Raw genomic sequence first — 8436 nt, forward strand, 5'->3', positions numbered from 1 at the left:
TCGTGACCATGGCCGCCACCCCCACGGGCAAGGGCTACTGGCTCCTCGGCGCCGACGGCGGCGTGTTCACCTACGGGGACGCCGTCTACGCCGGCGGCTCCGGCGGGGCCGCCCTCTCGGCCCCGATGTGCTCGCTCGTCCCGACCCCGAGCGGGCGGGGCTACTACCTGTTGGGCCAGGACGGAGCCGTCTACAGCCACGGGGACGCCCCGTTCCACGGCTCCTACAAGTCCCTGAGCCCGGACCCCTCCCTCGAGGCCAGCGGGGTGGACTCCTTCTACGGGATGGCGCTGTCGGCCCAGGGCGGGCCGGCCGGCCTGGTCACCGGCTACACCCTCCACGCCGTGGCCGGCACCGCCCATCCCCCGCAGGCCCGTCAGTACCAGCTCGGCACTGTCACGTAGCGGCGGGCACCCGGGTCCTGCGGACCTCGCCCGCCGCAATGCCGTGGGGCCCCGACCCCACGGCGGCCCCCTTCGCCCGACCGCTCCGGGTCCCTTCCATCCGTGGGAACAACCGGGGGTCACTTGCGGTTTGAAAGTCACCAGTTATCCGAAAGGTGACAACCGTGGTTGACCTGAGCCTGAGCACCGAGACGACCCTTCCCCTCCTGCCGCTGTCCAGCGGGGTGGTACTGCCGGGCATGTCCGTGACCATCGGGCTCGAGACCCCCGAGGCCCGGGCGGCCGCTGACGCCGCCGAGTCGGCCGGTGGGCAGCTGCTGCTCGTCCCGAAGGTCGCAGCCCGCTACGCCGCGGTCGGCACCGTGTCCCAGCTGGAGGGCCGGCGCCGCCTGCGCGGGGGCCTGGAGGCCCTGGTCGTGACCGGCCTGGCCCGGGCCCGGATCGGGACGGGTGTCCCGGGCACCGGCTCCGCCCTGTGGGTGAGCGCCGAGCCGATCGCCGACCCCGAGGCCGCATCCGAGCGGGTCGAGGAGCTGGCGCGGGAGTACCGCGCCGTCGTCGAGAACATCGTCGACCAGCGGGGGGCCGGGGAGCTGGCCGCCATGCTGCGGGCCATCACCGATCCCGGCGCCCTGGCCGACACCGCCGGCTGGTCCCCCGACCTGAGCTTCGAGCAGAAGGTCGAGCTGCTGGAGACCATCGACGTCGAGACCCGCCTGGAGCGGGCGCTGTCGTGGATGAGGGACGTGCTGGCCGACCTGTCGCTGCGCGAGCGGATCCGCAAGGACGTGGCGGAGGGGATGGAGCGCAGCCAGCGGGAGTTCCTGCTGCGCCAGCAGCTCGACGCCATCCGGCGCGAGCTCGGTGAGGACCCCGGAGAAGGTGACACCCTCGACGACTACCGCAGCCGGGCGCGCCAGGCCGGACTGACGGGAGACGGCGCGCCCGAAGAGGTGGCCAAGGCCATCGAGCGCGAGATCAACAAGCTGGAGCGGACCTCGGAGCAGAGCCCCGAGCACGGCTGGATCCGGACCTACCTGGACACGGTCCTCGAGCTGCCCTGGAACGTGCGGACCGAGGAGCACCTCGACATCGACGCGGCGCGCGCCACGCTCGACTCCGATCACAACGGGCTCGAGGACGTGAAGGACCGCATCGTCGAGTTCCTGGCCGTGCGCAAGCTGCGCGCCGAGCGCGGGCTCGACTCCGTGCCGCGCGAGGGTGGCCGGGGCCAGGGGGCAATCCTGGCCCTGGTCGGTCCTCCGGGTGTCGGCAAGACGTCGCTCGGCGAGTCGGTGGCCCGGGCCCTGGGGCGGAAGTTCGCCCGGGTGGCCCTGGGCGGCACCCACGACGAGGCGGAGATCCGGGGGCACCGCCGTACCTACGTCGGCGCCCAGCCCGGCCGCATCGTCCGGGCCCTGCGCGAGGCGGGATCGATGAACCCCGTCTTCGTGCTGGACGAGGTCGACAAGGTCGGTGCCGACTGGCGCGGGGATCCGGCCTCGGCGCTGCTCGAGGTGCTCGATCCCGCCCAGAACCACCATTTCCGGGACCGCTACCTGGAGATCGAGCTCGATCTGTCCGACGTGCTGTTCATCGCCACCGCCAACGTCATCGAGACCATCCCCGCCCCGCTGCTCGACCGGTTGGAGGTCATCCGCGTCGACGGCTACACCGACGAGGAGAAGGTTGCGATCGCCCGTGACCACCTGCTGCCCCGGCAGCTGTCGTTCCAGGGGCTGCAGGACGGCGAGGTGACCGTCTCCGACGACGCCCTGCGCCGCGTCATCTCCGACTACACACGCGAGGCAGGCGTGCGCGGCCTCGAGCGGGCCCTCGGCAAGCTGCTGCGCAAGGTGGCGGTGACGGTGTCGTCCGACGCCACCGCCGCCGGCGCCGTGTCCGTCGGGGTCGCTGATGTGCCGTCCTACCTCGGCCGCCAGAAGTTCTTCTTCGAGCCGGCCGAGCGCACGGCCGTGCCCGGTGTCGCCACCGGGCTGGCGGTGACCGGCGTCGGGGGGGACGTGCTGTTCGTCGAGGCCACCAGCATGGAAGGTGAGTCCGGTCTCCAGGTCACCGGCCAGCTCGGCGACGTGATGAAGGAGTCGGCCGAGATCGCCCTGTCGTACGTGCGCAGCCACGCCACCGAGTTGGGCATCGGACCCGATGCGTTCAAGAAGCGGTTCCACCTGCACGTCCCCGCCGGCGCCGTGCCGAAGGACGGTCCCTCGGCCGGCGTGACCATGGTCAGCGCCCTGGTGTCACTGCTCACCGGGCGGCCGGTGCGGTCCGAGGTGGGCATGACCGGTGAGGTCACCCTGCAGGGTCGGGTGCTGCCCATCGGCGGCGTGAAGCAGAAGGTGCTGGCCGCCCACCGGGCGGGGCTGCGGGAGGTCGTGCTGCCGGCCCGCAACATCGGGGACCTCGACGACGTACCGGAGGCGGTCCGGGAGGAGATGACCTTCCACTCCGCCGAGGAGGTGGCCGACGTTCTCGCCGCCGCTCTCGCCCAGCCCGTCGCCGTGTGACGCCTGACCCTCTCCTCCACGGATTAAAAACAGTTTAATCTGTCTTTAATCTCATAACGAAGGAGGGGGTGCGATGAGAACAGCGTTGATCACCGGAGCCAGCAGAGGGCTGGGGCGGGCCCTGGCCCTCTCGCTGGCAGGGGACGGCTGGTCCCTCGTGGTCGACGGCCGGGACCCGGCGGATCTGGATGCGGTGGCGGCGGAGCTGCGGGCGGCCGGATCGGGAGCGGTTCGGGCCGTGGCCGGCGACGTGGCCGATCCGGCCCACCGGCGCCAGCTGGTGGTGGCGGCGGGGGAGCTGGGTGGGCTCGACGTGCTGGTGAACAACGCCGGCGCCCTGGGCCCGAGCCCCCTGCCCCCGTTGGCGACCTACCCGCTGGACGCCCTCGGCGAGGTCCTCGTCGTGAACGTCCTGGCGCCGTTGGCGCTCCTGCAGGAGACCCTCCCGCTGCTGCGCCGGGCCGGGGGCCGCGTCCTCAACATCACGTCCGACGCCGCCGTGGAGGCGTACGAGGGATGGGGCGGCTACGGCTCGTCGAAGGCGGCCCTGGAGCAGCTGAGCGCCGTGCTCGCCGTGGAGGAGCCCCGGGTGCGGGTCTACGCCGTCGACCCGGGGGACATGCGCACCCGGATGCACCAGGACGCCTTCCCGGGAGAGGACATCTCCGACCGGCCCCCTCCCGAGTCCGCTGTTCCCGGGCTGCGCCGGCTGATCGGGGCCGACCTGCCCAGCGGGCGCTATCGGGCCCGGGAGCTGGAGCGGGAACCGGTTGCCGGAGGGCCACGTTGAGGGCGGCGGCGGCGGTGGGGGCACCGGGCCGCTTTGCCCTCAGCGAGGACCAGCTGGCGCGGGAGCCGGCCGAGATGCGGGGCCGGGGCCGCGACGACGTGCGGATGATGGTGGCGTACCGGCAGACGGCGGGTGTCGAGCACCGGACCTTCCCGGAGCTCTCCGAGGTTCTCGGGCCCGGGGACCTGCTGGTCGTGAACACCTCGGCCACCGTGCCCGCGGCCGTGCCGGCCGTCGGGCCCGACGGGGAGGAGCTGCGCTTCCACCTGTCGACCCGCATGCCCGCCGGCGGGCTGTGGGCCGCCGAGCTGCGCTTGCCGGACGGCCCAGGAAGCAGGCGTTTCCGGGGTGGGGCGGTGGGGTGGCGCCTGGAGCTGCCCGGCGGCGCGTGGGCCGACCTGCTGGCCCCGCTGACCGACGCCAGCCGGCTGTGGATCGTGCGGCTGTCGGTCCCGGTCCCGGCGGTGGGGGCGTACCTCGCCCGCCACGGCGGGCCGATCCGGTACTCCTACGCCGGAGGGGAGTGGCCGATCGAGGCCTACCAGTCCGTCTTCTCCCGCGACCCGGGCAGCGCCGAGATGCCCAGCGCGGCCCGCCCCTTCACCACCGGGATGGTGACCCGCCTGGTGACGGCGGGCGTGGAGGTGGCGCCGATCACGCTGCACACCGGCGTGTCGTCGCTCGAGTCGGGGGAGCCTCCCTACCCGGAGTGGTTCAGCGTGCCCCTGGACACCGCCCGGCGGGTCAACTCGGCCCGCGCCGCCGGCGGGCGGGTGGTGGCGGTGGGCACGACCGCCGTCCGGGCCCTCGAGTCGGCGGTGGACCGGATCGGGACCGTCCACCCCGGCGAGGGCTGGACCGAGGTGGTGGTCGGGCCCGCCCGTGGGGTGCGGGCGGTCGACGGCCTGCTCACCGGGTGGCACGAGCCGGAGAGCACCCACCTCGACATGCTCGACGCCGTCGGCGGCCCGGAGCTGGTGGAGCGGTCGTACCGGGCCGCCCTGCGCAGCGGCTACCTGTGGCACGAGTTCGGCGACGTCCACCTGATCCTGCCGTGAGGCCGCCCGGCACCGGCCGGGCCCCGGTTCCCCGGCCCCTACCCTGACCCCGATGCCCGAGGCCACCACGGCGCTCGACTCGCTGCCGCCGACCCGCAGGCAGATCCTGCACCACATCAAGGTGCGGGGGGAGGCGGCCGCCGACGAGCTGGCCCGGGAGCTGGGCCTCACGGTCACCGCCGTGCGCCAGCACCTGACCGGCCTGGCTGCCGACGGCCTGGTCGAGCACCGGCCGGCGGTGGCGGGCCCGGGGCGGCCCCGGCATCTCTTCCGCCTCACCTCGCGGGGCCACGCCCTGTTCCCGGCCGCCTACGGGGAGCTCACCAACGAGCTGCTGGGCTACTTCTCCGAGGACGCCCCCGGCCTGGTCGACCGGGTGTTCGAGCGGCGCGGACTCAGGCGGACCGAAGCGGCCCGGGTCCGCCTCGACGGTCGGGACTTTCCGGAGCGGGTGGCGGAGCTGGCCCGGATCCTGGACGAGGACGGCTACCTGGCCGACTTCGAGCGGGTGGACGACGACACGTGGCGGATCACCGAGCACAACTGCGCGGTGTTCGCGGTGGCGACGCGGTACGGGCAGGCCTGCTCGAGCGAGATCGCCTTCCTGCGCGACGCCATGCCCGACGCCGAGATCGAGCGCGTGTCGCACATGGTGGCGGGGGCTCACGCCTGCTCCTACCTGGTCCGGCGCCGCCCGGCCTGAGAGACTGGCCCCGATGGCCAAGGTGTACCCGAGCATCGACGACCGCCTCCGGAGTTTCATCCAGGCCCAGCCGGTGTTCTTCGTGGCGACCGCTCCCTCCGGTGACACCGGCCACGTGAACTGCTCCCCGAAGGGGAACCGGGACAGCCTCGTCGTGCTCGGCGATCACGAGGTGGCGTACCAGGACATGACCGGCAGCGGGGTCGAAACGATCGCCCATCTCCGTGAGAACGGTCGGATCGTGATCATGTTCTGCACGTTCGAGGGACCGCCCCGCATCGTGCGACTCCACGGCCGGGGGGAGGCGGTCACCGCCGGCCACGCCCGATTCGACGAGCTGGCCGGGCTCTTCCCGCCGCACCTCTCGTTCCGCGCCGTCATCCGGGTCGACGTCGAGAGGATCTCCGACTCGTGCGGCTACGGCGTGCCGTTGATGCCGTTCGAGCGGCACCGGGAAAACCTCGACCACTGGGCCGACCAGAAGGGACCGGACGGGATCGCGGCCTACCGGAGCGAGAAGAACGCCAGCAGCATCGACGACCTCCCGGGCCTGCCCGGGGTGGCGATGACGACCAAGGAGGGGTGATGACCACCTCGGCCCAACCCGTGCCGCTCGAGAGCATCGACCTGTCGGACCTCGAGTTCTGGTCCGTCCCCCTGGAGGAGCGGAACGCGGCGTTCGAGACGCTGCGGAACGAGCGGCCGTTGGCGTTCTTCGCCGAGCCCGACACCGTCCCCGACTGGATCGAGGTGGGGCCCGGTTACTGGGCGGTCACCAGGCACGCCGACGTCGTCGAGGCCAGCCGCCAGCCGGAGATCTTCTGCTCGGGACGGGGTGCGACCTCGGTCCCCGACATGCCGGACATGTTCCTCGAGTTCTTCGGCTCGATGATCAACATGGACGATCCCCGCCACGCCCGGCTGCGCCGCATCGTCTCGCGTGGCTTCACGCCCCGCATCCTCAAGAAGCTGGAAGGAGACGTACAGCGGGCCGCCGTCGGGATCGTCGACGACCTGATCCAGAAGGGCGGGGGTGACTTCGTGACCGAGGTGGCGGCCCGGCTGCCGCTCCGGATCATCTGCGATATGATGGGCATCCCCGAGTCCCAGCACGACCTGGTGTTCACCCGCTCCAACGTGATCCTCTCGATGGGGGACCCGGAGTACATCCCGGAGGGGGCCGACATCGGCGCCGCCCTGCTGGGCGCCGGCCAGGACCTGGCCATGCTCGTCCAGGAGCTGGGGCGGAGGCGGCGGGCCCAGCCAACGGACGACGTGACGTCGGCGCTGGTCAACGCCGACGTCGAGGGGGAGCGGCTGGACGACGCCGAGCTGGGATCGTTCTTCATTCTGCTCGTGGTGGCGGGCAACGAGACGACCCGCAACGCCATCAGCCACGGGCTCAAGCTGATCACCGACCACCCCGATGAGCGCACCGCCTGGCTCTCCGACGTCGATGGCGTCACGCCCACGGCGGTGGAGGAAATCGTGCGCTACTCCAGCCCGGTGATCTGGATGCGCCGCTCCGCCACTCGGGACGCGACCCTCGGCGGCCAGCAGATCTCCGAAGGGGACAAGCTGCTCCTCTTCTACAACTCCGCCAACCGTGACGCCGCCGTCTTCACCGATCCCCACCGCTTCGACGTGCGACGGGATCCCAACCCCCACGTCGGTTTCGGCGGCCCCGGCCCCCACTTCTGCCTCGGTGCCCACCTGGCCCGGCGGGAGATCTCGGTGATGTTCCGGGAGCTGTTGACCCGGGTGCCCGACATCGCCGCCACCGGGGAGCCGGAGCGCCTGCGTTCGAGCTTCATCAACGGGATCAAGCACCTGCCCTGCGAAACGGGCAGGCCCGTCTAGTGCGGTGACCACTAATTGAGCGCGCGCATGTAGTACAGTTGCGCATGGCTCAAGCTCCTGCTCCGCCAATGTCGCTGACGCGCAAGGAGAAGGCCGACCTGCGAGACATCGCCAACAGTCCGTCGTTGCCGCATCGGGCAGTTCGCGAGGCCCATGGTTTGCTGATGGCCGCCGAGGGAACGGCCAATGCGACCATCGCCGAGAACCTCGGCGTATCGCGCTCGACGGTGCTGGCGTGGCGGCGCCACTTCGAGACCGACGGCCTCGACGGCGTCGGGGCGGTGCGAGAGGGACGGGGTCGCAAGCCGACCATCACCCAGGCCCAGATCGACCAGATGATCTCCGACACCCGCAACACCACGCCGCCGGATGCCACCCACTGGTCCATCCGATCAATGGCCGCTCATTCGGGCCTGTCCCGCTCCACGGTGCAGAAGGAGTGGTCGGCCCGCGGGTTGAAGCCGCATTTGGTGAAGACCTTCAAGGTGTCCACCGACCCGGACTTCGACGACAAGGTCGTCGACGTGGTGGGCCTCTACATGAACCCCCCGGACAAGGCGGCGGTGTTCTCCTTCGACGAGAAGTCCCAGATCCAGGCCCTGGACCGGACCCAGGCCAGCCTGCCCATGAAGGAGGGCCGCCCCGGGACGGTGACCCATGACTACCGCCGTCACGGGACGACCACCCTGTTCGCCGCCCTCAATGTCCTCACCTGGGAGCTGATCGGGCGGTGCTACTCCCGACACCGCCATGGGGAGTTCATCGCCTTCTTGAAGGTGATCAGCCGGGAGGTCCCCCGGGGCCGGGAGATCCACATCATCCTGGACAACTACGGGACCCATAAGCACCCCGACGTCGTGGCCTGGCTGGAGGCCCACCCCCGGTTCCACCTGCATTTCACCCCCACCAGCTCGTCGTGGCTCAACATGGTGGAACGCTGGTTCCGAGAGATCACCACCCGGCGGATTCGCCGGGGCAGCTTTGCCAGCGTCGCCGAGCTGGTCAGGGCCATCCAGGACTACATCGCCCACCACAACGATGACCCCCGCCCGTTCATCTGGACCAAGACAGCCGGTCAGATCATCGCCAAGGT

The 8436-nt window shown here is 71.5% G+C and carries 7 protein-coding genes and 1 pseudogene; all 8 read left to right on the forward strand.

Annotated elements, in window-relative coordinates:
• The coding region (locus VFW24_13585; protein HEX5267796.1) for a hypothetical protein at nt 1-404 on the forward strand (404 nt) is incomplete at its 5' end.
• A 164-nt stretch (nt 405-568) separates the two neighbouring features.
• A complete protein-coding gene (gene lon, locus VFW24_13590; protein ID HEX5267797.1) occupies nt 569-2932 on the forward strand; it encodes an endopeptidase La in 2364 nt (787 codons plus the stop codon).
• A gap of 73 nt (nt 2933-3005) precedes the next feature.
• Nucleotides 3006-3722, forward strand: a complete 717-nt coding sequence (locus tag VFW24_13595) for an SDR family oxidoreductase (GenBank protein HEX5267798.1) — start codon at nt 3006-3008, stop codon at nt 3720-3722.
• Nucleotides 3719-4780, forward strand: coding sequence for an S-adenosylmethionine:tRNA ribosyltransferase-isomerase (locus VFW24_13600; GenBank protein HEX5267799.1), 1062 nt, complete (start codon nt 3719-3721; stop codon nt 4778-4780). Before VFW24_13595 ends, VFW24_13600 begins: the two co-directional genes overlap by 4 nt.
• Before the next feature lie 52 nt (nt 4781-4832).
• On the forward strand, nt 4833-5483 hold the full coding sequence (locus VFW24_13605) for a metalloregulator ArsR/SmtB family transcription factor (GenBank protein ID HEX5267800.1): 651 nt from the start codon (nt 4833-4835) through the stop codon (nt 5481-5483).
• A gap of 13 nt (nt 5484-5496) precedes the next feature.
• Nucleotides 5497-6069, forward strand: a complete 573-nt coding sequence (locus VFW24_13610) for a pyridoxamine 5'-phosphate oxidase family protein (GenBank protein ID HEX5267801.1) — start codon at nt 5497-5499, stop codon at nt 6067-6069.
• Nucleotides 6069-7343: a cytochrome P450 gene (locus tag VFW24_13615; protein HEX5267802.1), complete on the forward strand. Its 1275-nt coding sequence runs from the start codon at nt 6069-6071 to the stop codon at nt 7341-7343. The genes VFW24_13610 and VFW24_13615 overlap by 1 nt, the downstream gene beginning before the upstream one ends.
• A 158-nt stretch (nt 7344-7501) precedes the next feature.
• Nucleotides 7502-8436 (forward strand): annotated as a pseudogene (locus tag VFW24_13620) (IS630 family transposase).

It is taken from the genome of Acidimicrobiales bacterium (genome assembly GCA_036273495.1).
In the GTDB taxonomy this organism is placed as follows: Bacteria; Actinomycetota; Acidimicrobiia; order Acidimicrobiales; family JAJPHE01; genus DASSEU01.

Bases quoted from the DNA above. Each gene is read 5' to 3' on its own strand.
- VFW24_13610 (HEX5267801.1), top strand. From the start codon at position 5,497: ATGGCCAAGGTGTACCCGAGCATCGACGACCGCCTCCGGAGTTTCATC.
- VFW24_13605 (HEX5267800.1), top strand. From the start codon at position 4,833: ATGCCCGAGGCCACCACGGCGCTCGACTCGCTGCCGCCGACCCGCAGG.
- VFW24_13595 (HEX5267798.1), top strand. From the start codon at position 3,006: ATGAGAACAGCGTTGATCACCGGAGCCAGCAGAGGGCTGGGGCGGGCC.
- VFW24_13615 (HEX5267802.1), top strand. From the start codon at position 6,069: ATGACCACCTCGGCCCAACCCGTGCCGCTCGAGAGCATCGACCTGTCG.